The sequence below is a fragment of the Dyadobacter sp. CY345 genome (genome assembly GCF_021502725.1).
Classification (GTDB): domain Bacteria; phylum Bacteroidota; class Bacteroidia; order Cytophagales; family Spirosomataceae; genus Dyadobacter.
In genome coordinates, this window is the sequence record NZ_JAKFFS010000001.1 from 217409 (window position 1) to 241763 (window position 24355).

Consider the following 24355-nt stretch of genomic DNA (forward strand, 5'->3'; position numbering starts at 1 on the left):
GAGCTTTAAATTATATAACAGCAGTTTCCATCCGATACACATCTTCGATGTCTTCGTTATTCTCGATTGTCAGGCCAAGATCTGTCAGAACGCCATCCTTAACACTATATACAATTCCATGCACCTGAAGTGATTTTCCATTGGCCCAGGCATTTTGGACGATCGACGTTTTTGTTAAGCCATAAACCTGCTCCTGAACATTCAATTCAACCAGGCGGTCGCCTCTTTTACTTGTATCTTCAATAGCGTTCAATTCATCTTTATGCAGACGATATACGTCTTTGATATGACGCAGCCAATTGTCTATCAAACCAACCTGTTTGTGTCCCATTGCCGCATTAACTCCTCCACAGCCATAATGGCCACAAACAATAATGTGTTTCACATTTAAAACATTTACAGCGTAATCCAGAACACTCAACATGCTTATGTCCGTGTGGATGACCATATTGGCAATGTTTCTATGTACGAATATATCTCCCGGGAATGTTCCAGTAATTTCATTTGCCGGAACACGGCTGTCGGAACAACCGATCCATAAAAACTGTGGTGACTGGCCCGCTGCAAGGTTGTCAAAGAATTCAGGGCTGCGTTTTTTTGTTTGCTCCACCCATTTTTTGTTGTTGTCGAAAAGCTGATTATATGAATTCATGATTGTCTAATTAATTATCGTTGAAAAAAACAGCATATAGCTGAAAAAGTAGACCGATGCCGATCCAGAGGAGCAGGCATAAACCTTACTGACATTAAATAATGTCAGTGCACTAATTCGATAAGAAACTTAGACTAATTCGGGTGGGGGAGATAGGAGATTTCTGTAAATCTCATTTTCGAAACCGACGGTGTACGAAAAAGCAGTATTTAGGACAACTGCGGCCGTAGCATGATGTAAAGAAAAATGATCATCAGAAAATAACTGATCGTCAATCATTTTTTCAGCTTCCTCAGTATTTTCGTTATCACAAGTGCCAGAATCGCAAACAACTTGTGCCTTTTCTTTTGCCAACAGAAGGCTTGCAACATCTGTGGCTTTACAGATGAGGAAGGTCGTGAGCAATATTAGACAAAGTGTTTTAAACAAAGCTTTGGAAATAATTATGATTTGTGACAGAAACAGAGTTTTACCGCTAAAACGTTCAGAGGGCTTTATTGGTATACTAAATGAATAGAATTGATATTTTTTACAATAATGGTTTAAATTTTGCAAATAAAAAAGGGAGTTAAAATAACTCCCCTTATATCAAGGCTTATAGCTTTTTTCGTGATTCTCTAACCAGCGGCCAACCAAAAAGGCTGAACCCAACAGAACCACATAAAAAACTATCATTACAATCGTCATGAACATAATAATATCTGATTAAGCGTAATTGAATATGAACAAAATTAAAGAAAAAAAGCAGATGCCTGACCTCGATACATAAAAAATTATAAAACGCCTTTGGTTGAAGGCATAAAATCCAACGCTTTCAGGTCACGGCGAACGGCCATTTTAATTGCTTTGGCGAAACCTTTAAATATGGATTCGATTTTATGATGCTCGTTTTGGCCTTCAACTTTGATATTCAGGTTTGATAACGAAGTATCAGAAAATGATTTAAAAAAGTGGAAAAACATTTCCGTCGGCATTTCACCAATTTTTTCTCTTTTGAATTCTGCATCCCAAACTATCCACGGGCGACCAGAGAAATCAATTGCAACCTGTGCCAAAGCTTCATCCATCGGCAATAAAAATCCGTATCGACTGATACCACGCTTGTCTCCGATAGCAATTCTATAAGCTTCACCCAAAGCCAGTGCTGTATCTTCGATCGTATGATGTTCATCAATATGAAGATCGCCTTCCACATGAATGGTCAGGTCCGCGCCCGAATGTCTTGCCAATTGGTCAAGCATGTGGTCAAAAAATCCTAGTCCTGTATGGATTTCAGATCTTCCGCTTCCGTCAAGGTTCAGTTCAATGCTTATCTGCGTTTCTTTGGTATTTCTTTGCACAGAAGCCGTTCTTGCCGGCAATTTCAGGTGTTCATATATAGCGTCCCAATCCGTCGAAACGAACGAAACTGCCGATTTCATTTCTTGTGAAACGCCGTCCTGCGCTAGCTCCGAACCAATAAATATCGCTTTCGAACCCAAATTTACCGCCAGTTGAACATCCGTAAGCCGATCTCCGATCACGTAACTATTCGCCAGATCATATTCTTCTGAGAAATAAGAAGACAGCATACCAACTCCCGGCTTTCTGGTAGGTAGGTTGTCTTCCGGGAAACTTCTGTCAACATGTACCGCTGTAAACTCGATATTTTCTCCTTTTAACGTTTGAAGCATTTTATTTTGCGCCGGCCAAAAGGTATCTTCAGGAAAAGAACTTGTTCCAAGTCCATCCTGGTTCGTAACCATAACCAGTTCATAATCTGTCTCTTCCGCTATTTTTCGAAGATTGGAAATGGCTTTGGGTAAAAATTCCAGTTTTTCAAGAGAATCAACCTGGAAATCTGTTGGTGGCTCGACGATAATCGTTCCGTCGCGATCAATAAATAATACTTTTTTCATTAAAATAGGATACTATGGCTCAAACGATTTGATACAAATTGGGGTAAAGGAAAAAGGCCGCTGCCTGTTATCCGCCACGAAGTTCGTAAACTAGTGGTTAAATTAAAAGAAACACTAATGTGTTCCCAGAGCAATTTCCGCTTTAATCGAAGCTATCATCAAAAAAATGCTATATTATTTACAACTATTTTTACATTTAGGTGTCATGTACATGAATCATAAAACCACATCATGTTATGCATTTTATCGTCCAGGCTCTATTTTTCTTTATTTTGCTCTTTGTTTTTTCATCTTCTTGTAAGAAGGAAAAAATTGAACCGGACTGTGGGTGTGATGGGTCAGTATACCTAACAATTGAAAACCTACAAGCCAGACATTCAGGCAATGGATATTTCGTTATTAATAAAACAGATACAAATGGAAATTTAACTTATGGATTGGCTTGTGATGTAGATAGTGCCTGGGAGGTCAGCACAGATGAGAAAAAGTGGAATTACATCATTTCGGGAAATATGAAAAACAGATGCCCGAGTAATCTTGATGGCCAGTATGTATTAATGTCTCCGGGAGGTTGGATTCAGATCACATCTATCATTAAGAATAATTGAGTTTAGATATTTGAAAAAGATCCTGTGTTTCAAATCTAATTTACGTTAGTTGATGAAACATAGAATAAAGGGGAAAGGCTGTTTTGCGGAAGTTCTTGTTTTGGATAAGGAGAGCGCAATTCTCCCGGTTGCGTTCCAGATAGCAACCGTATCAAGAATAGAAGGGGGATGTGGGGAAATTGATAAATATGTCGCAATTGAACTCCGGGTTGATATGTGCTGACGTTCCGTATGGGGAGACATGTAAAGTTAAAATATTTCAATTTTTAAAAGAAAAAGTCTTTGTCTCCACAGAATACATTTTATAAGCGTAAACTCATATAAGCGACTTTTATTTATAAAACTGGAATCAAATGCACAATTACCTTTATCTGGTATTGCTTCTTTCGACATTACTGATCGGCACAGCAGGCTGTGAAAAGAAGTCTAAGGAATCAGTTAAAATATCAATTAATATTCCGAAGGCGGCTGGGGATACCATTGTAATTGAAAGAACGAACATGATAAGTTTCGCAGGTGTCGAACTGGCGAAAATCCGGTTGGATAGTGTAGGAAAAGGTTTTGCAGAAGTGGCTATAAAGGAGTCTGTCTTTTGCTATTTTAACAACGGAGAAAACATGGCGGCAGGCTTTTTGATTTCGCCTGGGGATGAGTTTCAGATTGTGTCTGCCGAACCTGGTGCAAAATTCCCCTTACGTTTTGAGGGAGATGGGGCAGCAGTCAACCAGGTTTATTATGAGGCGCTGGAATTGAGGTCCGCTTTTGATAAATGGAATGGTATTTATTCTTTTCAGCTTGCAGGGAATGAATTTTTGAATGCAAAAGATTCATTGGAAAGAAGTTATGGTCAATTATTAGGCAAACTGAAAACCAATCCGGAAGTTGCCAAGGAAAAGTTGGACCTAATGAAGCGTTATTTCGATATGCATGTGATTTTTTACCAATATAATTTCGCTGTCGGAAAAGACTCCGCAGAAATTCCACTTTCGGTTTGGGAAGTAGTCCAAAAGTTTCCGGTTGATACAATAGCGCTAAAGGCCGGTGTGTACGACTACGAATTCATTGGAAGCAATTTTTATCGTGAAAAAATCAGTAATGCTATTTATGATGAAAATAATGAAGTAGACGGCGATACACTGGAAGCTATTTTCCCCCAACTGGCAGATAACAAAATTAAAGCTAGCCACTATCCGAAGTCCATAGAAGATTTTCTCAGGGTAAAAAGTACCAATGTCCAAATCGGGTTGAATGGTCTTACGCCGAACCTGCATAAGCTTGCGGAAGCACTTGAAAAGGAAGTTACATCAAAGGATTATAAAAGTGTGATTCGCGAAGATATTGCCCGCTGGGAAAAAATAGGCCCTGGCCAGCCAGCCCCAAATTTCTCGGGCACTACTCCGGATGGAGAGCAACTGGCGCTGTCGGATTTGCGGGGTAAAGTTGTGTATGTAGATATTTGGGCAACCTGGTGCGGGCCTTGCATAGGCGCGTTTTCAGATTCTAAAAAGATCCAGGCAGAGTTTAAAGGCAACGACGAGATCGTATTCCTGTACGTGTCGGTAGACCGCGATACCCTCGCCTGGAAGAAAATGGTGGCTAGCGGCAAAGTGCCCGCTGGGCTGCATATGCTTAATGGAAACGATAAGCCTGAATCCATTTGGAACCTGTACCACGTCTGGGGCATTCCGCGCTACCTGCTAATAGACGAACGTGGCCGGATGATAGCTGCGCACGCTGCCCACCCGTCTGAAAGCAATGCCACGGATGATCTGAAGAAGGCGTTGGCAGCAAGCAGTTTTGCAAAGAGATAGTGGTACGAGCCGTTGCCTAGCGACAATCACAATTCCGCCTCGCGCAGAGGAGGTAAGTCTTGAAACATAAGTTTAGCATTCTTTAAGTATCAAAGAACGAAATGGATCGACGGTCTTATCTGGACAGTAGCTTTGAGCTGTTGATTCAAAGTACCTAGTCAAGCGACTGTTCTTGTCCGTTTTACCTCTAACCTTCCACCGCAGCTTTGCTGACGTGAAACCCAACAACACCAAATTGAGAGATTCACACCAACTAAATAATACCAATCACCAAGTCTACCTCAAAAAGGTCTCCAAGAAGTTGTACATTTACGTTAAAAATTAATTCATTTTTGCAGAATGTTTACAGGAATTGTTGAAACCATAGGAGAGGTTCTAAAAGTTGAAACGGAAGGCACTAACAAAACCTTCACTTTACGTTCAAGTTTGACTCCTGAATTAAAAATTGATCAGAGCCTGAGCCATAATGGCGTTTGTCTAACGGTTGTGTCAATTAAAGAAGATACTTACCAGGTAACTGCTATTGAAGAGACTTTAAATAAGACAAATCTGGGTCAGTTAAAAGAGGGAAGTAAGGCAAATCTTGAAAGATGTATGTCGGCAAACGGTCGTTTTGACGGACATATAGTCCAGGGCCATGTGGACCAGACTGCCATTTGCAAGCGTGTCGAGGAGCGTGACGGAAGCTGGTTGTTTGATTTTGAATACGATGCTTCGCTGGGTAATATGACGGTGGAAAAGGGATCCATCTGCATCAATGGCGTTAGTTTGACTGTTTTTAATTCGGAGACTAATTCATTCCGGGTTGCCATTATTCCATACACCTATTCTTTTACCAATTTTCACCAATTGCAGGAAGGAGACACCGTTAATCTTGAATTTGATATTCTTGGAAAATATATCAAGAGAATTCTTGGTTCATATACCGTCTAGGATATTTGCATCTTGAAATATTCCTTCTATTTTTACCGTTTTTAGAAAATTACCGCATCATGTTTTTCCATGGCAAAAATTAGCACACAATCCCGCAAGGATCTTTTTATACATATAGGCATTGTAGTATCACTCATACTGGTATTTTTTCTAGGCTTTTTCTTTATTTATTTACCATTCACGACTAATCACGGGGAAGCAATCACCGTTCCTGACCTGCGTAAAAAAAATCTGAGCGAAATTGAAGAATTTCTTGACAGCCGTGACCTTCGTTATGAGGTAGATTCCACTTATGTTGCCAACATTCCGCCTTTGACTGTTATTCAACAATATCCAAAACCGGGCGCAAAAGTTAAGGAGGGAAGAAAGATTTATATCACGGTTGTTGCATTAACAGCTCCGCTTATAAAAATGCCAAAACTCACAGACATGACGCATAGAAGTGCGCAAATGCAGCTGAAAAGTTTAGGTCTTGAAGAAGGAACAATTTCTTATGTGCCGGATATGGCGCAAAATGCGGTTTTGAGACAAATGTATAAGGGCGTTGAAATTTTGCCGGGCCAGCCAATTGCCAAAGGATCGAAAATTGATCTTGAATTAGGAGAAGGTTTGGGATCTGCACAGTTTGAATTGCCTTCTGTTATCGGAATGCCACTGGATGAGGCCAAAGTCCAGATCGTTGGAGCAGGATTGAAAGTTGGCCAGGTTATGGAAATAGCGGCGGAAGAAGGCCAGATTCCCGGTACGGTAGCAAAACAAAATCCTGAGGGAGGCGGCAAAGTTCGAATCGGCGATGTAATTGACCTCTGGGTAATCCCGGCAGGGGCGGAACCAAATGCCACAAATGGAGAAGACACACAACTATAGAACACTATTCGTAAAGACTTTTAAATTTTGTATCATCACATTTTTGATGCTGACCTCGATTCAGTACAATCTTGTGCACGGCCAGTTGAAACTTGTTCCGATCGGAGCAAGTCCTCATGCAGAATCTGCATCGCAGAAATCAGGGAGGATTCAGGCTGTCAATTTGCCTTTTTTTGACGATTTTTCGACGACCGCTTCGTCTCAGCCAGATCCTGCTTTTTGGATGCAGGGAAGCGGTGTTTATATAAACAATACCCTCGCGACAACGCAGCCTTCCGTCAATATGGCAACTTTTGACGGACTGAATGCCAGCGGTGTTCCATACAATTATACAAACCAACTTTCTCAGGGAAATACTGATACTTTAACATCTGTTGCAATTAATCTGGCAGGGCTGGCACCCAGCGATTCTGTCTATTTGAGTTTTTACTGGCTGGCTAAAGGTCTGGGAGAATTTCCTGATGAGAATGACACTTTGCGGCTGGAATTTTTAAATCAGAACAAACAGTGGATCTCAGTTTGGCAAAAAAATGGGATGGTTTATGATTCTTTATTCAAACAGGAATTTATAGCGGTCAATAACCCAGCGTTTCTACACGCCGATTTCCAGTTTCGTTTTCGGGCTTATGGCAGGCTTTCCGGTTTTTATGACACCTGGCATCTGGATTATTTGTATTTGAATAAAGGCAGGTCGATCAATGACCGGTTTATTAAGGATATCGCAGTTCGGAAGCCGCTGACTCCGTTTTTGAAAAAATATACTTCTATGCCGTTGAAGCAATATTGGGTAAATCCAAGGCTGGCAACGGCTGATTCTGTTGGGACTGATATTCTGAATCTCTTCAACAATTTCAATTTCACAACATTTACATTTACAGTAAAGGACGAACTTACCGGTAGACAATTACAGAATTACAATGGTTCTGCCTCCGTTTTTATAGGAGGAAGTCAAACGCAGGTGAAGTCGGTTGCGCTTAATCAAATCGCCGAGGATAATTCTGTAAAGGCATTAAAGTTGCGTTATAAATTCAATCTTATCACCACAGACGATCAAAATCCAGCTATTCCGTCTGTGAATCTGCGGCGAAATGATACGATAAGTGCGCGGGCGGATTTGAGCGATTATTATGCATACGACGATGGAAGTGCAGAATATGGTGTTCGGATTAACCAACGGCTTGCACGTGCAGTTGTCAGATTTTCACTTTCGCAACCGGATACTTTGGCCGGCGTGCGTATGTCGATTGTGCCATTTAATAAGGATATCTCGGGACAGTCATTTACGCTTCAGGTTTGGAGTAATAAAAACGGAAAGCCTGACCAGTTGATTGTACAAAAAGCAGTGGCAGCAAGTTATGCTGCTGAACGTGACAGTTTGATTCAATATGCATTTGACAATCCTGTCGCGGTTGCAGATACCTTTTATGTGGGATGGCTTCAGATAAATGAAGAACCTTTGAGTATAGGATTTGACCGCAATTCTTTATTAGGAAGGAATGAAGTGTTTTTTAATTTGGGTACTGAATGGGTAAAAGATACCGGATTAAAGGGCAGCATCATCTTACGGCCGTATATGGGTGGGAGAGCAGTCGGAGTTGTAACCGGCTCAGAAGAATTTGAAAAAGACGCTTATTTTTTTCCAAATCCTAACAGAGGTGTTTTGAACTGGAAAAACAAACAGATAAAAAAAATAGAGATTTTTTCAATCGTCGGATCTTTGGTCAGCGTTTTACATCCTGAAAGTGGGACCTTGTCTGCGACAGTGAATGATCTGCCAGACGGAATGTATTTAATAAAAGCATCCGATGGGAAACGATCTTTTGTGCAAAAAATGTTGATAGTAAAATAGATTTAAGCAATATCATAACGCAATAAATATGGATATCACAGTAGAGGAATTGAAAGAACGTCTGGATAAAGGTGAAGAACTGAATTTTTACGACGTACGTGAAGAACACGAATTTGAAGAAGATAATCTTGGCGCCATTTTGATTCCTCTGGCCGAATTGCCGGATCACGTGGCGGAACTTGAACCCCTGAAAGATTCTGAAATAATCATCCATTGCCGTTCCGGCGCCAGAAGTGGTAAGGCTGCTAAATTTCTGGAATCACAAGGTTTCACAAATGTTCGTAACGTCTTAGGTGGAATTCTTGCTTACAGGGAATTGGAAGAAGAGGCATAATACATCGAAATTAAGTCGAACCGGGTTAATCTGATTTCTCAAAAAATCTAGATTAACCCGGTTTCTGTTTGTACAAAGTTTAATAGTTCGTTAAACTGATTGGGCTGAAACCATTTGAAATTTCCCTGATGTCTGAACCAGGTCAGTTGTCTTTTTGCATATCTCCTGGAATTTTGTTTCAATCGACGAACCATTTCTTTTTCGTCATATAACCCATCCAGATAGCCATACACTTCTTTATAACCGACAGTTTGCAGAGCATGGCAATCCCGAAACTGTATTACACTTTTAGCTTCTTCGACCAAACCTTCCTTTAACATATTATCCATTCTCAAATCTATCCTGTCATACAGTTCTTTTCTATCCCTATCCAGGGCAATCAAAATTTGTTTGAACGGGCGTTGCTGGATATTTTTTTGCTGATACTGAGATATGGGAACTCCTGTCGTTTTAAATACTTCCAGGGCTCTGACCACACGCTGCGGATTATGAATTTCTTTTGTTTCGGCAAAAGCAGGATCAATGACTCTGATTTCTTCCTGTAAAACTTCGAGGCCTTCATTTATTAAACGAGCTGTCAAAGTCTCACGTAAACCTTCCAAAGGCGCAGGCAGGACATCTAATCCTTCACAAACAGCTTTGATATATAAGCCTGAGCCACCTGTCATGACCACACAATCATGATGACTGAATAGCTCATCAAGTTTTCCAAGTGCATCCCGTTCGAAGTCACCGGCGCTGTATGTTTCCGTAATGGAATGGGAATTGATAAAATGATGTGGTACAGCTGCTAACTCAGCCGCATTTGGCTTGGCGGTCCCTATGGATAATTCTCGAAATATTTGTCTTGAATCAGCCGAAATAATTTCAGTGCCTAGTGCCCCGGCGAGCTTAATAGAAAGTTCGGTTTTCCCTACTGCCGTTGGTCCGGCAATGGTAATGAGGTATTTTGCCTGGCTGTTTGGCATTCTGGACTTTTTATGTGATTTTAGTAAACACAAAAATACACATCATGGAAATGAGCACACTACTTTTTTTTATTTTATCTGTTACACTGGGAGGAAGCCTCGGGGCAGGAGCCTATTATTTTTGGTCCCGAAAATATTTGGCAAACTCTGAGCCGCAAAAAGAAGCAATTGTTTTATTAGAAAGAATAGAGAAAGTTTTCAAAGTTGTGATGGCAGAAGGATACTTCACGGAAATTTATAATTATCAGCACGACAAAAATATCTGGAATTTGATAAAGGATAAGAAGAAAGCATTGATCATAGCAAAAGCGAAAGTTCTGGTTGGATATGATTTTGGAAAGCTTCGTTACCATATTGAAGGAAGTGAAAAGAAAATGATCATCGACTTTTTCCCGGAACCGGAAATTCTTTCTATGGATACCGATTATAAATTTTACGACATTGAGCAGGGATGGCTGAATAGATTTCAGAGCGATGACTATACTTCCATACTGAACGAAGCCAAACAAACGATGAACGAGAAAGCATTGCAAAGTGACCTTCCCCGAATCGCAACAAATCAGGTTCAATTGATGATGTTTCAGCTTGCTGCGACGATGAACTGGAAAATTGATATGCAGTTGCCGGAAGCCAATAAAGACCTTCTGGATGAATACACGGCCTACAAACCAATTGATGCCGGGATAGATTCGCTAAATAAAAAATTAGATTGAAATTGATGATCCTGCAAAATAATACTTGTCAGTTTCATCACTTTGATCATTTCCAGCGTATACTTAATTGAATTCTCTCATATTCTTAATAACTATTACTCATTCTTAAACTTTTACTTTTATGTACAAAAAATTATTATTGGTTGTATGCGTATGCTTTATGGCATTTTTGGCAGGTTGTAAAGGGGACGATGGCGCAGTTGGGCCGCAGGGTGAGAAAGGTGAAACTGGCGCGACTGGGCCCGCAGGGCCGGCAGGTAGTGGTGGAGCAGGGGCATCCGCAATTGTACTTACAACCGGTGCTGTGTCGGGAACGGGAACGCAGGGCGATTTGTCATTTGTAATTGATGATCAGCTTGATGCGGAAGCTGAAGCTTTCTACGACAGTAGCGTTGTGGTAATGGTTTATGGTAAATCTTTGGGTGTCTGGTGGCCTTTACCGGGAATCGTTCAATTTACAGGTGATGCTGTAAGCAATTTTACCTTCGTTCATGGGGTTGATCAGGCAACTTTTTTCCTGGATATCTTAACTACGGGTTGGTCTGAGGATACAGATACAGCGCCTACGAGAAATTTCGATGATATTAGAATTGTTTTGGTTCCTGCTTCGAGTGGAGCAAGACTTTCGGCTGATGTGAATTGGAAAAGTTACGAAGAGACAATTTCAGCGTTGGGGTTGAATGCCAGTCTTGCTAAAAAGGCTATCCCATATAGGAAGAAATAGATTTATCGAAAGACATTATTGACAGAATCCCGATCTCAACAATCGGGATTTTTGCTTTTGAATTAGTTAAGCTAGATGTTTAGTATTTAGCAATTCCGATAAATTCATTGAGTTTTCAAGACAAACTCTCGCCGAGATAATTCAACGACTATAATAAGAAATTTACAGTTCCTTTATAACAAAAACGGAGATACCAATCTGGCATCTCCGTTCGTGTTATAAAGAAATCTGGAATTAATATTCCCAAAGCCCGTGTTCAAGTTCCATCAACTCCTGTTCGTAGTTAAGAGACTTTATAAGTGCTTCTTTATCTCCTTTGTAAATGTCAATAAATGATTTGTCAGCTGCATTGGAGTATTTTGTAATACGTCCGTAAAACAAACGCAAATCGAAAGCATCTGCAAGGTTTTTATTCTGAGCAGTGTTCTTATTGTTATACCAGATGTATTTTTTAGGATCACTTCTAAATAGACGCTCTACATCTTTATAACGGAATGAAGCAATTGGTAATTCAAGACCTGTTGCAGCGTTCATATCTGAAGGAATCAGAAGTGTGATTGCCTGGATATCCATGTACAAACGAGAGCGTTTTTTGTCAAAAGTCCAATCTTCCTTCACTTCCATCAAATTGATCTGATCAGGAAAAAATTCTTCTTCAATCGCCATCGTAGCAGCTATCTGGAAAGTATCAACTGGTGCAGTTGCAACAACCGGTGGTTCTTCTTTTATCGCCTTACCTTTTGTTCCTTTTTTCTTCGGTTTAGGTGCTCCCCATCCGTCATCTTCGACAGCTGCTTTTTTAGTTGGTGCTCCCCATCCGTCATCAGCCGCTGCTGTTTTTTCGGTAGTTTTAGTGTCTACTTTTGGCTTATCATCCCATCCACTGGCATCCGTCGAAGGTTTTCCAAAACCTGCTGCAATTTCTTCGGCAGACAAACCCGCTGTCTGATTTGGAATAAGCAGTTTTTTATGAATCAGATCACTGGATAATTTAGTAGTACAAGAGTCGTTTGTATAGGCATCGATAAGACCTGCTTTCGCTGCCTCTAAAAGATATCTTGTAATCTCATTATTTTTTGAGAACATGGATGAATTTTGTTTCTCTTTAAGATCCACTCTTCTCCATAACGTTCTCTTCATCATTACATCACCATCACTGATTGGATGTGATGAAAACTGATTAGCGGTAGAGTCTTCCTTCTCCTGTGCAAATACCATGGAAGATCCCATCGTAAGGGATAATATTGTCCATGCAATTGTTTTTCCGTTCATTCTTCTCATTGCTTATATTTTATCTTATCCAATCAGCAATTTGTATGTTATTAATTAAGCGGTACGGATCTGATTATCTGACCCATTTCAACTTCGCTCACATTACCCTTGAAATTCTGACGTTCTACTCTTAAAACTTCAATCACATAACGATCACCAGGTTCAGCTTGTTGTGCAAGTGACGAAATTGAACCTCCACCACCAAGACTTATTGGATTTCCAATGCGTCTTGATCCTCTTGCTAATGAAACTTGAATAGAAGAGACACGGAAACGAGCGTCTTCCGGAGAGAAAGTTTTAAAGCTTTCGTCAGCGATCGCTACAACCTGGATGCTACGTGCAGCACTTGCAGCTATTCCACGACGTTCGTCCAAAGCTGCTCCATTTACACGAATTTCAAGTGTTGGTTTTGGAACAAGTCTTACACGAAACGGCTCAGTTCCAAGAACATTTCCCTGGTTACTAACTGTCAGGTTAAGTTGAGCTCTGTTTGGTACAATCGTAAATTTACCTTTTTGTCCGCTGTTAATAATTTCTCCACCATCGGTTGAGAAACTCGGAGCCCAAAGAGCACCTAATGCAGGACTTTGAATACTTAACTTGTTAGCACAACCTAAATACAAAGGAGGTAGAGTTCCTGTCTCAATTTGATAAGTAGGTTTTACTACAAAATATTCTTGTCTCAAATTGACAGTAGTGTCACGTCCTGATGGGGTAGGAAAAGAGATCGATCCGGATAATTCACGGCGAGCAATACCTTCAGCATTGTATCCACCGCCCTGTGCTGTGAACTCAATTTTACCAACACCATTTTCAACTTTCACACCTCCACCATTCAAACTCATACGAGGCGTTATACCGCTAGCCGAAGCAGCGATAAACATATCCCCTTTGAATTTAGTACCGGCAACAACTGTTTTTGCATCAGCACTGATCATAGCAAGAATTCTGTCAAACTTAATATCAGCTGCACCAACTTTGCTGGCCAGATAACTCAAAACTTCACTTTCCATTCTTCGAATGTCTGTTTGCTTCTGGCTTAATACAGCAAGGGCAGCAGCGACAGGAGTTTGTGCAAAATTTAACTCAGCAAAGTCTTTGTTCTTCTGATCAACACTTGTCTTAGTAATCGGATCGTCCTTGCCATCCAAAGCAAGTGATTGGAATTTTGTCGGCGATAACTGGCTCAGCTGACCTGTGAAGGTATCGAGGCTCTGCTTTAATTTATAAGCCTTACCGTTTTTCTGTCCACCGATCATCAACTCCGCAACTTTTCCTTCTTCCTCTGGATTCTTGATTCCGCCTTGCTCATTTAATCCTCCACCAGCATTGGTGATAATTTCCTGTTTAAGACTGTTTATTTCATTAATAATATTAGCCGAGTTCTTCCGTACCTCATCAGCTTGTTTCATCACAGCAACGTCAGCTCCACGATTTCCTGCTTTTTCAACAGCTGCCTTAATTTTAAGTACGGTTTCCTGGTTTATTTTATTGGCTGCTCCGGAAGAAAGTTCCAAAGAATTGTTCAGTAGCATGAATTTTTCTATAATGGCTGAACTTACCTGCAACGCGAGCATTGCCGTAAGCACCAGATACATCATTCCAATCATCTTCTGACGGGGTGTTTCTTTTCCACCTGCCATATTGTTCAGTAATCAGTTATCAGTGATTAAATAGTTAAGATAACAAACAAGAAGTGCCTTTAAGGGTTTACAACTCAGTTTGCCTGGATGAAATTATGCGTTTCCGCGCATTGCAGTCAACATGTTACCATAGATTCCGTTCAGCGACGAGATATTTGTAGTCAGTTTTGACATCTCATTTTTAAACACTTGTGATTCTTTGGTAGCATCAGCCATATTTTCCATAGCAGCAGTAAGGTTGCCATAGAACGCATTCATCGCTTTCAGATGTTTTGTTGTGTCCTGAAGTTCAAGTTCATAAACAGCATTTAAAGCACCCATGTTTTTTGTGATCTGCTGAAACTGGTCTCGATATGCCTGCGCATCTTTCGTAGCATCAGCCATAGATGACATCGCTGTAATTGCAACACCGTAAGACTTGTTCATATCATTCATAGCAAGAGAAGCCGATTTTACGTTTTTAGCGTAATCATTTGTGGCTACTGTTGCGTCAGTCAAATCTGTAATCTTGCCGACAGTGTCTGAAAGGTTTCTGAATCCTTTACCAAGGCTGTCAAATACATCAGGAGAGATCTTCGCATTATCAAGCATGTTATCCAATTTAGCAGTGATGCCGCTTCCTGTTGCAGTAGTTCCGCGTGTGATCGCCGGACCATTGTAATCATCAGAAAGTTCAGGATATACACGTGTCCAATCAGGATCTGGATTAGTAGATTGAGTTAGTGTTTGTAGTGCGTATAATAAAAAGATACCAACTTCTGTTCCCAAACCCAGCGTAAGCATTTCACTACCTCCATCCCAGTGTTGGATTTTAAATAAAGCTCCTAAAATAACAACTGCAGCACCCGCGCTGTATATTGTTGGTACTAGTTTATCCCATAAAAAACTAGATCCGTTACTCTTAGCCATACGAATTGAAATCGGTTATAGTGAATAGTGATTATTAAAAATTGTTGTATTATTAAAACGATGACGCAAAGAAAACACAGCGATACAAAGCTGCAATTTCTTTGCGTAAGATCTTCTAGCGACGTGCACGTCCACCAGCACGGCCATTTACATTATCCATAACACAACGGAAGCCGATAAATGCTCTGCGTTCTGTTTCGTACTCAAATGTACGTGTACCTGTCTGTAAGAAGTATGCAACATCTTTCCATGACCCTCCTTTAACTACTTTCCGAGGCTCGTCCGGATTATCATATCTTGGGTTCATATCCCAAACAATTGCAGTTGCATTATCAGTAAAAGCATCAAGCGTCCATTCCGCCACGTTTCCGGCCATGTTATACAAGCCAAAGTCGTTTGGGTTATATGCATTTGCAGGACCAGTGTAAGGATATCCATCGGCGTCATAATTTCCACGCTGTGGTTTAAAGTTTGCCAAAAAGCAACCTTTTGTGTTCATTGTGTATGGATTACCCCATGGATATTTCGCTACTGCACGACCACCACGCGCTGCCCATTCCCATTCAGCCTCGCTAGGAAGACGGAAACCTGTAGAGTTAAACATTCCTTCTTTATTCTGGAAGTCGTGGTAAAGGTTTGTACGCCATTTAGCGAAGTATTGCGCTCCTAACCAACTCACGCCTACAACAGGGTAAGTATCGAAGCCTGGGTGCTGATAGTAATATTCTACAAATGGATCTCCGTTAGAATAGGCAAAATCTTTTTTCCATGCAGTCGTATCGGGATAATACTTAGTCATTATTTCTTCTTCCCCCAAAACGGATACGGAGTCAACAAGAAGTGCGTTAACGAATTGACGATATTCATTGTTTGTGATCTCGGTATCGTCCATAAAGAAAGAACTGATAGTCACGCGTCTGTTCATATTATTCATGGACGCAGCCATATCTTCATCCGCCTGCCCCATTGTGAAAGAACCCGAAGGGATCATCACCATTCCGGCAGGTGTTGTTTGTTTAAAGCCTTTGCGCGCGGTCGCCGTAATTTCCCCGTTCGAAATACCGACGTCTTCTTTTCCTCCCTTGCCAAATTTATTTTTGATAAACCCGCAACTTTGCATCAGCATAAGAGCAGCTATCAAAAGCAAACTTTTGACTCCATCCCGATAGATCACTTTAACATTCATAGTGGTTTTGATATTTGAAAGAATAAATGTTAGCCTAAAAACGTCAATCGATTAATATATAGTATACTTAAAATAAAAACAAAAGTAACGGGCATTCCAAATGAATTCATGAAGGCTAAGCGCTTTCAGTAGATTTGAGATACATCATTCGTTTTATTCGACTTAACGTAAGAATGCTGGTTGTTGGTATAACACTCTAAAATTTTACAAATATAAATCAAAGTTTTGCAAACTGAACGACATGTATCCAACCGTATTTTTAAAAAAATGATAAATTAAAACGCGATTCCGCCGTGAAATTGCAATGTTTTGCTTTTTGATTGGATATTATTTTGATCACCTCACGGGTGTAAAATTCATAGCCCGGACTAAAATCTGAAACGAGGAGTTCTGATAATGGTTTTCTTTCCAAATTGCGGAGAAGGAAGTGCGTAAGATAACATTACTTCAAAAGAAGATGGAGATTTTATTTTATTTCCACCAATGACCATATCATATGCACCCGATAAACGTAAAGATTGGTCAGCTAATAGATAAATACCTCCCATTAAAATGAAGTAGGTATCCTGCTGCCTGTAAGTTGCACCCGCCCAATACCTTTTGTTAAATGTTACGGTTGCCCCACCTTCGACAGAAACCGTAGTAATATCTGACTTGACCAAAACAATAGGTTGAACGTCCAATAAGTACCCGACCTCAATATTTACACCTGCGTTCAAATAAACTGTTTTCGGTAATGGATTTGTCGCGTTTTCTGAGCCAAGTTGGTACTTTGGCTCCAATAGATGGTTTAAAGAAGCACCAACGTAAAAGGCGTCACTGACATAACGGGCACCCACTGCAAAGTCGGGATTCATTTCAGAAACGGTACCTGTTTGAATTAACGGATCATCTGGATCACGAGCTCGTAATTTTCCATAATCAAGTGACTGGCGGAAAAGACCCGCACTAGCGCCGATATGCAGATTTCCACCGGCAAGTGGAAAGTGATACGAAGCGGAAAGTTTGAAATCCTGATCGTTTCTTGGACCACTTTTGTCATTCAGCGCATAAAATCCTATACCGAAGTTTTTAATCGGCATGCTGTATGAAAACATTTGCGTTGAGAGAGCTCCGCCATCATCTTCATTAGTAGCCTGATAGCCTGCGTATTGAGAGCGGTGGGTAAGACTGAATTTGGTGAGCCCGTCAGAACCAGCGGCCGCAGGATTAAGATAAAGCTGATTCAACGAAAATAAACTGAACTGGGCATCTTTTTGAGCAAATGCACCAGGAGATATAAGTAATATTATACCTACTAAACAGCACCATTGTATGTTACGGTAGATAAACGTTAAGGTCATGCGTATAGATTTTATTTATAAGAACACTTGAGTACTTCAGAGGTTTATTTCAATAACGCATATTCACGAAAAAAATTGACATAATAATAAAAAAGGCCGGGAAATTTTCCCGGCCTTTTTTTGGAGTAAAATGTGTTAGATGTTATTCGCTTTACGAATGTATAATTCCAGAGCTCCGGTCATTGATGGAGCGTTAGGCAAAGGCGCTTGAATATCAAGAATTAAACCTGCGTCTTCTACAGCTTTCGCAGTTGTGGGGCCGAAAGCAGCGATACGGGTTACGTTCTGTTTGAAATCCGGGAAGTTATCCAATAAGGACTTAATTCCCGAAGGACTAAAAAATGCAATAATATCGTAATAAACGTCTTCCAGGTCAGAAAGATCTGAAGAAGCTGTATGATACATAGTAGCTTCGGTGAATTGAAACTCTTCTATATCAGCAAATTCCGGTATTTCATTTTTACGCACATCAGAGCAAGGGTACAAGAATTTTTCTTTCTTGTGTTTACGGATCAGCTCAATGAGCTCAACCGCTGTTTTCGTACCTGCAAAGATCTTACGTTTTCTGATTACGATATACTTCTGCAGATAGTTCGCTGTCTGTTCTGATATACAGAAATATTTCATCGTGGCAGGAACTTCTAAGCGTCCCTCAGCACAGATTCTGAAGAAATGGTCAATCGCATTACGGCTTGTGAAGATCACTGCCGTATGATCCAGGATGTTAATCTTTTGCTTCCGGAAATCCTTATAAGAGATTCCGTCAATCTGGATAAATGGCCGAAAATCCACTTTTATACCATACTTCTTAGCTATCTCAAAATAGGGTGAATTTTCGTCGGCCGGCCTTGATTGGCTTACCAGAATACTGGTAACCTTTTTGAGCCGATCCTGATCAAATTTGATGGTCTCACTCATGTATAATTCTCATTAGTTTAATTTCAAAATGATCCCTGAAACTTACATAGCGAACTTTATGCCGATAATCAACGGGATTATTTCGATGACGCAAAGGTACGAAAATAAATAGAGATTTATAAATGATGTTGGCGGCTTAGTAACTATATATAATGTAATGAATCGAATTCCGTAAAAAATCAGGAAGGGCAATAGTATATACGGCCGTAGTGGAATGAGCCATCTTGCATTGTCTATGCTTAGCATAAAAACAAGAAGAAACAGCGCAACATAAAAGTAGTATGAAGATTGTATTATTTTTAGGAACAGGGTATCTACAAGTTTATCGAGGTTAAGCATTTCCCCCACTAAAACCATAAAGATAAACTTGCCGTAAGTCAGTAAAAAAAAGATCAGTGAAAGCATTAAAAAATCTCCCAGATATTGGATTGTGTTCGTTTCTTCTGACAGAATTGTGGAAACCGAAAAGAGATTTACTTTATTATGCGAAAAAAACATCAGCACAAAACTCATCAGCATAGATACTGTTATGATAAGAAATATCACATTGTTGCTGTATGGTTTATTTAATTTTGAAAGCTGCTCTCTGGGATCGTTGTTGAAAAATTCCAGCGGGTTAATTACCCTTGAAAAAGCCATTGGATTAAGATTGAAAACCCAAACATTCAGGATCAGAATGATCAGCATGGCCAGGATAGAAAAATTTCCAAAAGGCGAAAAATTAATTGGCTTTATGTTGATTAGTGTCGAGGCAGTCTTTTCGAGTGTCTCGGTATAATCCCGCTGTTTTTTATTACATATTAAAACGCTTTTGTCATCGATACCCGCGTTTCCATAAACTGAGAGCAATAACTCTTCTTTTTTATAAATGCGGAAAAGGCTGTCGATATTTAATTCAAGCCATTCGTCTTTAACCAGTTTTTTCTGAAGGGCGCCTTCGAGAAAGAGATAACTTTCATTTTCAGCTTTTACAAGTAAAAAATATCTACGGTTTTTAAGCAGATCAACATACAAACTTACCGATCGTGTGCCTTCATTAATACCTTTTGAAAAAGGAACATAGTTTTTATACTGGTTACTATATACAAGCCAGTCATTCTGAAAATCATAAACAGGGAAAAACTGTTCGGGTGGCAATGCCTTTTCGGCTGCCCGGGCAGCGGTGCCGGTGAAAAGGAATGCCGAAAGAGCGATCAGAAAAAGCAGTGAAAAAATTGACTTCATTGCTACAAGAAAGGGCGGGGTTTCCCCAGCCCTTTCGTAAAAATATTATATTGTGATATGCTTATTACTTTCTTCCTAATGCCATAAGCATAGTTTCGCCGATCAATGCAGGAGATTCCGCTACAAAAATTCCGGATTCTTCCATGATACGGATTTTTGCCTCAGCAGTATCGTCAGCTCCACCAATGATCGCACCGGCGTGGCCCATACGACGTCCTTTTGGAGCAGTTTTACCAGCAATAAATCCTACAACAGGTTTTAGGTTACCGCTTGCTTTGATATAATTCGCAGCATCAGCTTCCATGCTTCCACCGATTTCACCAATCATCACAATCGCCTCTGTTTCAGGGTCATTCATAAGCAATTCAACAGCTTCTTTGGTTGTAGTTCCGATGATCGGGTCACCGCCAATACCGATTGCAGTTGTTTGTCCAAGACCTGCACGTGTCAGCTGATCAACGGCTTCGTACGTTAATGTTCCGGATTTGGAAACAATACCAACTGTTCCTTTTTTGAATATGAAACCTGGCATGATACCGACTTTACATTCTTCGGCAGTAATAACGCCCGGACAGTTTGGACCGATCAAACGAACATTTTTACCTTGAAGATATTGTTTCGCCTGCATCATATCCTTCGTAGGAATACCTTCAGTTATACAAACGATTACGCCAATACCTGCGTCAGCAGCTTCCATAATAGCATCAGCGGCAAAAGCCGGCGGTACGAAAATGATCGCTACGTCGGCGCCTGTAGAACGCACAGACTGTTCAACAGTATTAAACACAGGTCTGTCAAGGTGGAAAAGTCCTCCTTTGCCTGGCGTCACACCGCCAACTACATTAGTTCCGTACTCGATCATTTGCTGGGCATGAAAAGAACCCTCAGAACCCGTAAATCCCTGAACTATAATCTTAGAATTTTTATTAACTAAAACGCTCATGTTGGTAAATCAGTTTTTTTGGTAAAAGTAGCTCGAAAAGGACGAAGTAGCAAAATGAAACTATAATTTGTAAATTGCTTTATCGATAATATTTAAAATTGCCCATGAATATACTGACGAATTCCCATATCTTTTCTAATCTGGTTTTAAGTATAGCTTCTGCATTTGTCTTTTTGAAATATTTCAAGTCTCAGTCTTTAAACAGCAGGTTATTATGGGGCATCTTTTTATTCAGTATATCCATTAATGCTGGTATAGAACTGCTTGTTTTCGCGGGTTGGAAAAAGCTAGAATTCCTGCATTCGATTACACAATCAGCCGGGATGACTTTGGGTGCAATTTGTCTTGTTGTCGCCTCATATAGTTTAATTATGCGTTATCCGATTAGTAATCTGGTATTGATATATACCGTTTCGATCGGCCTTACACTTTTTATCAGCATCCTTTTTTATAAGGTGGAGTACGTAGCGCTGATCATTCAGCCTTTCTGCATAATCATAACGCTCTGCACCTCGTGTCTCGGACTTGCTTATCGTTACAAAAGTGCTTTGTGGGTCGTTTTCGCAATGACACTTCTGGCCATTGCTGCAAAGTCACAAAACATTCCTCTTCCCATGCATCCGCTGGATTTAAACCACTACATAATCGTTTTAGCGCTTGTATGTGTAGGGAAAGCTGTCAGAGATCAGTACAAAATCCTTTTTTGACATTTAATATTCAAACAATTGTTAATGGATTGTTTTTTTATTGTTCCATACACTAACTTGCACCAGTTAATTTTAACAATAAAGTTTATCCATATCCTAATATGAAAATGATTAAGTCCAGCGTATTGCTTCTTGCCGCAGTTATGGCTTTCGGAGCAGTTTCTGTAAGCCCGTTACAGGCAAAATCCCTAGGTACTTCAGAAGTTCGCGATGTTAAGCAGGCAAAAGCTATCGTGATCAAAGGTAGCGATGCGATGCAGTTTGATGTGAAGGAAATTAAAGTGAAAGCCGGACAAAAGGTAAAGCTTACTTTAACTCACTCTGGTAAACTTGCCAAGGCTGCGATGGGTCACAACTTCGTATTGCTGAAAACAGGTACAGACATTGCTTCATTCGCTTCTAAAGCAGCTGCTGCAAGAGAAACTGAATATATCCCTAAGTCGGAGGAAGCCAGCATCATTGCTCATACTAAATTAGTTGGTGGCGGGGAAAGTGATACAATTGAGTTTACTGCTCCTAAAAAAGGAACATACACTTACATCTGTAGCTTCCCAGGTCACTATGCATTGATGAAAGGCACTTTCATTGTAGAATAGTCTTGACAATATTATAGTAAAAAAACGAGGCCCGGATTTTTCCGGGCCTCGTTTTTTATGTCGTTGCGGTCTTGGTTTAAATTTCCGCCAATTGTTTTTCAATAAGATCGATTACCTCCGGACGATCCCACTGTGATGCTCCGATTTCCTCTGCCAGGACTTTTCCGTTATAGATAATGTATGTCCGTGGAATGGCGTTTCCGTCCAGTGCAGGCGGATACGGTCCTGCAAATTGGTAAAATGGAAGTTCATATCCTTTGCGCGCTATGAATGGATTTACCGTTTCAGCATCTTCATCGGAAACGATATAAAAGTCAATTTTATCGTTATCCTTATATTGGTTATATAACTTTTGAATCCCTGGCATTTCCATATTACATGGTCCGCACCAGGTTGCCCAAACATTCAGGAAAACAAGCTTGTTTTTATCCATAGAAACCGGATTCCCTTTCAGATCTGTGAGTGATGTTAAATATACAGAAGTGTTGTTCTGTTTATCTAAAACGGCATTTCCTGTCTCCGATGGCAACTCATCTTTAGGAGCGAAGAGGGCGAAATAAATAGCGATGAATGCCAATATTGATAATCCAAATACTAATATTTTTTTTGGTATACTACCCATGGTGAATGATTGTAATGGTTTAACATAGCGAGTGTTAGAAAGAACTCTATGTGTAAAAGTAAGAATATTATAACAGATATTAATTCTACATATTGTTGTCTAAAAAATACTGCACCCGTTTGTGATGCTCAAACGGAATTTGAATACTTTTATGCGATTATTGAATAACCAAAAATCCTTCGTATTGAAAAACTATACATTCATGAACTTTAAACTTGTACCTGTTTTACTTTTAACTGCTGTTTTATTTTTCCCTATTTTCGGTTTCGGGCAACGGTCTGCCGCAGAGTATTTTGAAGAAGGAAACGCAAAAGCCCGGGCCAGTGATTTTTCCGGCGCTTTGCAGGCTTATAGCGTCGTAATATCCATTAATCCTGAACATGCGCCAAGTTTTTTCAACCGGGGTCTTGCCAAAGCCAATTTAAAAGATCACCGAGGTGCTATTCTGGATTATGACCGCGCCATTGAAATCAATCCCAAGGAAGCACTTTATTATCAAAGCCGCGGTGTGAGCAAAAGTATGCAGGACGACTATCGCGCTGCCATTCAGGATTACACACGAGGAATAGAATTAAATCCGGATGATTCAAAATCTTACTATAACCGCGGTGTAAGTTATGCCAAACTAAATAATCACCGTAACGCCATGGTGGATTTGGACAAGGCATTGACACTTGATCCGAGTGATGTGTCGGCATATTATGCCAGGGGAAATTGCAAGCAATATTTACACGAGTATGCCGGCAGTCTGGCAGATTTTTCGAAAGTCATTGAGATGAGTCCGAAACGTGCAGGAGCTTATGCGGGAAGAGGTGCTGCCAAAATCGAACTGAACGACTTTCAAGGTGCTGCCGCAGATTTTACAAGAGCAATAGAACTGAGTCCAAATGAAGGTAATTATTACGATAAAAGAGGTTTTGCCAAAAATAAAATAGAAGATTATAAAGGAGCTATTTCTGATTACGATAAAACGTTGCAGCTGGAACCGGAAAATTTTCAGGCATATTATGGCAGAGGTTATTCAAAAAATAAACTGAATGATCAAAAAGGAGCGATTCTGGATTTGACGAAAGCGATTGAGCTCAAAAATACTTATGTCGCCGATCCGAAGAAAATTCAGTATACGGGCCCGATTACTAAAACGATTTTGGATGAGTTAAGAAATCAGGTGAAAGAACATGTAAAAATAGATGTTCTAACAGCCGAACGCTCAGAAGCGTATTTTGTTCGTGGAATCAGCAAATCGAAAAGTGGAGATAGCAGAGGTGCGTTGCTGGATATCAGTACAGCAATTGAATTGAACCCAACTTATGCAGATGCTTATTTTTCCCGCGCACTGATAAAATCTTCGATCGGAGATCAAATGGGCGCGGTACTGGATTTTAGCAGTTCAATCAAGTTAAAGACGAATTTTCCTGAGGCGTTTTATCTGAGAGGTATAATTAAACACAGTCTCGGAGAAGTAAATGAAGGCTGCCTTGATTTGAGCAGATCGGGAGAGCTTGGATACATGCCGTCTTATAAGGTGATCAGCACTTACTGTAATTAATTGTTAAGGGTTAATGGGTAATGATTAAGGGTTAATTAATAATTGTTAATGATAAATTGTCAAGGGTTAATGACTGTCTAATAAAT

Annotated in this window: 25 protein-coding genes; 12 read left to right on the forward strand and 13 right to left on the reverse strand. The window is 40.2% G+C overall.

The annotated features are described in order from the left end of the window. Nucleotides 1-10 precede the first annotated feature (10 nt). The 3 genes from can to hisB form a co-directional block, all read right to left on the reverse strand. Nucleotides 11-652, reverse strand: a complete 642-nt coding sequence (gene can / locus L0657_RS00980) for a carbonate dehydratase (protein WP_255717724.1) — start codon at nt 650-652, stop codon at nt 11-13. 129 nt (nt 653-781) lie between these two features. Beyond that, nucleotides 782-1057, reverse strand: a complete 276-nt coding sequence (locus tag L0657_RS00985) for a hypothetical protein (RefSeq protein WP_235148458.1) — start codon at nt 1055-1057, stop codon at nt 782-784. Between the two features lie 368 nt (nt 1058-1425). After that, entirely contained in the window at nt 1426-2550 is a 1125-nt protein-coding gene (hisB, locus tag L0657_RS00990; protein WP_235148459.1) for a bifunctional histidinol-phosphatase/imidazoleglycerol-phosphate dehydratase HisB, read from the reverse strand. Between the two features lie 236 nt (nt 2551-2786). Here hisB and L0657_RS00995 point away from each other — a divergent pair, with 236 nt between their 5' ends. The 7 genes from L0657_RS00995 (at nt 2787) to L0657_RS01025 (ending at nt 8952) form a co-directional block, all read left to right on the forward strand. Next, complete coding sequence (locus L0657_RS00995; RefSeq protein ID WP_235148460.1) at nt 2787-3158, forward strand: hypothetical protein; 372 nt, start codon at nt 2787-2789, stop codon at nt 3156-3158. Nucleotides 3159-3210: 52 nt separating this feature from the next. Then, nucleotides 3211-3381, forward strand: a complete 171-nt coding sequence (locus L0657_RS01000) for a hypothetical protein (RefSeq protein ID WP_235148461.1) — start codon at nt 3211-3213, stop codon at nt 3379-3381. Between the two features lie 130 nt (nt 3382-3511). Beyond that, nucleotides 3512-4969: a TlpA disulfide reductase family protein gene (locus tag L0657_RS01005; protein ID WP_235148462.1), complete on the forward strand. Its 1458-nt coding sequence runs from the start codon at nt 3512-3514 to the stop codon at nt 4967-4969. 339 nt (nt 4970-5308) lie between these two features. Continuing rightward, nucleotides 5309-5902, forward strand: a complete 594-nt coding sequence (locus L0657_RS01010; protein WP_235148463.1) for a riboflavin synthase — start codon at nt 5309-5311, stop codon at nt 5900-5902. A gap of 69 nt (nt 5903-5971) precedes the next feature. Beyond that, nucleotides 5972-6769 carry a PASTA domain-containing protein gene (locus tag L0657_RS01015; protein WP_235148464.1) on the forward strand — a complete coding sequence of 266 codons (798 nt, stop codon included), beginning with the start codon at nt 5972-5974 and terminating at the stop codon, nt 6767-6769. Between the two features lie 46 nt (nt 6770-6815). Then, complete coding sequence (locus tag L0657_RS01020) at nt 6816-8618, forward strand: T9SS type A sorting domain-containing protein (protein WP_235148465.1); 1803 nt, start codon at nt 6816-6818, stop codon at nt 8616-8618. Between the two features lie 28 nt (nt 8619-8646). After that, complete coding sequence (locus L0657_RS01025; protein ID WP_235148466.1) at nt 8647-8952, forward strand: rhodanese-like domain-containing protein; 306 nt, start codon at nt 8647-8649, stop codon at nt 8950-8952. A 47-nt stretch (nt 8953-8999) separates the two neighbouring features. Here the strand turns inward: L0657_RS01025 and miaA are convergent, their stop codons facing one another. Continuing rightward, complete coding sequence (gene miaA, locus L0657_RS01030; protein ID WP_235148467.1) at nt 9000-9920, reverse strand: tRNA (adenosine(37)-N6)-dimethylallyltransferase MiaA; 921 nt, start codon at nt 9918-9920, stop codon at nt 9000-9002. A gap of 50 nt (nt 9921-9970) precedes the next feature. Here miaA and L0657_RS01035 point away from each other — a divergent pair, with 50 nt between their 5' ends. Both L0657_RS01035 and L0657_RS01040 read left to right on the forward strand, forming a co-directional pair. Next, nucleotides 9971-10633, forward strand: a complete 663-nt coding sequence (locus L0657_RS01035) for a DUF4230 domain-containing protein (RefSeq protein ID WP_409014947.1) — start codon at nt 9971-9973, stop codon at nt 10631-10633. Nucleotides 10634-10754: 121 nt separating this feature from the next. After that, a complete protein-coding gene (locus L0657_RS01040; RefSeq protein WP_235148469.1) occupies nt 10755-11357 on the forward strand; it encodes a hypothetical protein in 603 nt (200 codons plus the stop codon). Between the two features lie 234 nt (nt 11358-11591). Here the strand turns inward: L0657_RS01040 and gldN are convergent, their stop codons facing one another. The 8 genes from gldN to sucD all read right to left on the reverse strand — a co-directional run bounded on the left by gldN (nt 11592) and on the right by sucD (nt 20795). Beyond that, the gene (gldN, locus tag L0657_RS01045) at nt 11592-12629 is read right to left on the reverse strand and encodes a gliding motility protein GldN (RefSeq protein WP_235148470.1); all 1038 of its coding nucleotides are present in this window, start codon (nt 12627-12629) and stop codon (nt 11592-11594) included. 50 nt (nt 12630-12679) lie between these two features. Further along, the gene (gene gldM, locus L0657_RS01050; protein ID WP_235148471.1) at nt 12680-14272 is read right to left on the reverse strand and encodes a gliding motility protein GldM; all 1593 of its coding nucleotides are present in this window, start codon (nt 14270-14272) and stop codon (nt 12680-12682) included. Between the two features lie 93 nt (nt 14273-14365). Next, entirely contained in the window at nt 14366-15181 is an 816-nt protein-coding gene (gldL, locus tag L0657_RS01055; RefSeq protein WP_235148472.1) for a gliding motility protein GldL, read from the reverse strand. 115 nt (nt 15182-15296) lie between these two features. Continuing rightward, nucleotides 15297-16367 (reverse strand): SUMF1/EgtB/PvdO family nonheme iron enzyme, encoded by a 1071-nt coding sequence (locus tag L0657_RS01060; protein WP_235148473.1) that lies wholly within the window; start codon nt 16365-16367, stop codon nt 15297-15299. A gap of 368 nt (nt 16368-16735) precedes the next feature. Continuing rightward, nucleotides 16736-17710 carry a type IX secretion system membrane protein PorP/SprF gene (locus L0657_RS01065; protein ID WP_235148474.1) on the reverse strand — a complete coding sequence of 325 codons (975 nt, stop codon included), beginning with the start codon at nt 17708-17710 and terminating at the stop codon, nt 16736-16738. Between the two features lie 135 nt (nt 17711-17845). After that, the gene (locus L0657_RS01070) at nt 17846-18628 is read right to left on the reverse strand and encodes a uroporphyrinogen-III synthase (RefSeq protein WP_235148475.1); all 783 of its coding nucleotides are present in this window, start codon (nt 18626-18628) and stop codon (nt 17846-17848) included. Between the two features lie 42 nt (nt 18629-18670). Then, nucleotides 18671-19852 (reverse strand): DUF4271 domain-containing protein, encoded by a 1182-nt coding sequence (locus tag L0657_RS01075; RefSeq protein WP_235148476.1) that lies wholly within the window; start codon nt 19850-19852, stop codon nt 18671-18673. Nucleotides 19853-19916: 64 nt separating this feature from the next. Further along, the gene (gene sucD, locus L0657_RS01080) at nt 19917-20795 is read right to left on the reverse strand and encodes a succinate--CoA ligase subunit alpha (RefSeq protein WP_235148477.1); all 879 of its coding nucleotides are present in this window, start codon (nt 20793-20795) and stop codon (nt 19917-19919) included. Between the two features lie 104 nt (nt 20796-20899). On the opposite strand from sucD, the gene L0657_RS01085 reads away from it, so the two are divergent. Together L0657_RS01085 and azu are read left to right on the forward strand one after the other, a co-directional pair. Further along, nucleotides 20900-21502, forward strand: a complete 603-nt coding sequence (locus L0657_RS01085) for a hypothetical protein (RefSeq protein WP_235148478.1) — start codon at nt 20900-20902, stop codon at nt 21500-21502. Between the two features lie 101 nt (nt 21503-21603). Next, nucleotides 21604-22098, forward strand: a complete 495-nt coding sequence (gene azu, locus L0657_RS01090; protein WP_235148479.1) for an azurin — start codon at nt 21604-21606, stop codon at nt 22096-22098. A gap of 76 nt (nt 22099-22174) precedes the next feature. Here the strand turns inward: azu and L0657_RS01095 are convergent, their stop codons facing one another. After that, nucleotides 22175-22720 carry a TlpA disulfide reductase family protein gene (locus L0657_RS01095; RefSeq protein WP_235148480.1) on the reverse strand — a complete coding sequence of 182 codons (546 nt, stop codon included), beginning with the start codon at nt 22718-22720 and terminating at the stop codon, nt 22175-22177. A gap of 202 nt (nt 22721-22922) precedes the next feature. Between L0657_RS01095 and L0657_RS01100 the strand changes: the two genes are divergently transcribed. Continuing rightward, the gene (locus L0657_RS01100) at nt 22923-24269 is read left to right on the forward strand and encodes a tetratricopeptide repeat protein (protein ID WP_235148481.1); all 1347 of its coding nucleotides are present in this window, start codon (nt 22923-22925) and stop codon (nt 24267-24269) included. Nucleotides 24270-24355 lie beyond the last annotated feature (86 nt).

Coding starts and splice junctions, on each gene's coding strand:
- can (WP_255717724.1), bottom strand. CDS start 652: ATGAATTCATATAATCAGCTTTTCGACAACAACAAAAAATGGGTGGAG.
- hisB (WP_235148459.1), bottom strand. CDS start 2,550: ATGAAAAAAGTATTATTTATTGATCGCGACGGAACGATTATCGTCGAG.
- L0657_RS00995 (WP_235148460.1), top strand. CDS start 2,787: ATGCATTTTATCGTCCAGGCTCTATTTTTCTTTATTTTGCTCTTTGTT.
- L0657_RS01000 (WP_235148461.1), top strand. CDS start 3,211: ATGAAACATAGAATAAAGGGGAAAGGCTGTTTTGCGGAAGTTCTTGTT.
- L0657_RS01005 (WP_235148462.1), top strand. CDS start 3,512: ATGCACAATTACCTTTATCTGGTATTGCTTCTTTCGACATTACTGATC.
- L0657_RS01010 (WP_235148463.1), top strand. CDS start 5,309: ATGTTTACAGGAATTGTTGAAACCATAGGAGAGGTTCTAAAAGTTGAA.
- L0657_RS01015 (WP_235148464.1), top strand. CDS start 5,972: ATGGCAAAAATTAGCACACAATCCCGCAAGGATCTTTTTATACATATA.
- L0657_RS01020 (WP_235148465.1), top strand. CDS start 6,816: ATGCTGACCTCGATTCAGTACAATCTTGTGCACGGCCAGTTGAAACTT.
- L0657_RS01025 (WP_235148466.1), top strand. CDS start 8,647: ATGGATATCACAGTAGAGGAATTGAAAGAACGTCTGGATAAAGGTGAA.
- miaA (WP_235148467.1), bottom strand. CDS start 9,920: ATGCCAAACAGCCAGGCAAAATACCTCATTACCATTGCCGGACCAACG.
- L0657_RS01035 (WP_409014947.1), top strand. CDS start 9,971: ATGAGCACACTACTTTTTTTTATTTTATCTGTTACACTGGGAGGAAGC.
- L0657_RS01040 (WP_235148469.1), top strand. CDS start 10,755: ATGTACAAAAAATTATTATTGGTTGTATGCGTATGCTTTATGGCATTT.
- gldN (WP_235148470.1), bottom strand. CDS start 12,629: ATGAACGGAAAAACAATTGCATGGACAATATTATCCCTTACGATGGGA.
- gldM (WP_235148471.1), bottom strand. CDS start 14,272: ATGGCAGGTGGAAAAGAAACACCCCGTCAGAAGATGATTGGAATGATG.
- gldL (WP_235148472.1), bottom strand. CDS start 15,181: ATGGCTAAGAGTAACGGATCTAGTTTTTTATGGGATAAACTAGTACCA.
- L0657_RS01060 (WP_235148473.1), bottom strand. CDS start 16,367: ATGAATGTTAAAGTGATCTATCGGGATGGAGTCAAAAGTTTGCTTTTG.
- L0657_RS01065 (WP_235148474.1), bottom strand. CDS start 17,710: ATGACCTTAACGTTTATCTACCGTAACATACAATGGTGCTGTTTAGTA.
- L0657_RS01070 (WP_235148475.1), bottom strand. CDS start 18,628: ATGAGTGAGACCATCAAATTTGATCAGGATCGGCTCAAAAAGGTTACC.
- L0657_RS01075 (WP_235148476.1), bottom strand. CDS start 19,852: ATGAAGTCAATTTTTTCACTGCTTTTTCTGATCGCTCTTTCGGCATTC.
- sucD (WP_235148477.1), bottom strand. CDS start 20,795: ATGAGCGTTTTAGTTAATAAAAATTCTAAGATTATAGTTCAGGGATTT.
- L0657_RS01085 (WP_235148478.1), top strand. CDS start 20,900: ATGAATATACTGACGAATTCCCATATCTTTTCTAATCTGGTTTTAAGT.
- azu (WP_235148479.1), top strand. CDS start 21,604: ATGAAAATGATTAAGTCCAGCGTATTGCTTCTTGCCGCAGTTATGGCT.
- L0657_RS01095 (WP_235148480.1), bottom strand. CDS start 22,720: ATGGGTAGTATACCAAAAAAAATATTAGTATTTGGATTATCAATATTG.
- L0657_RS01100 (WP_235148481.1), top strand. CDS start 22,923: ATGAACTTTAAACTTGTACCTGTTTTACTTTTAACTGCTGTTTTATTT.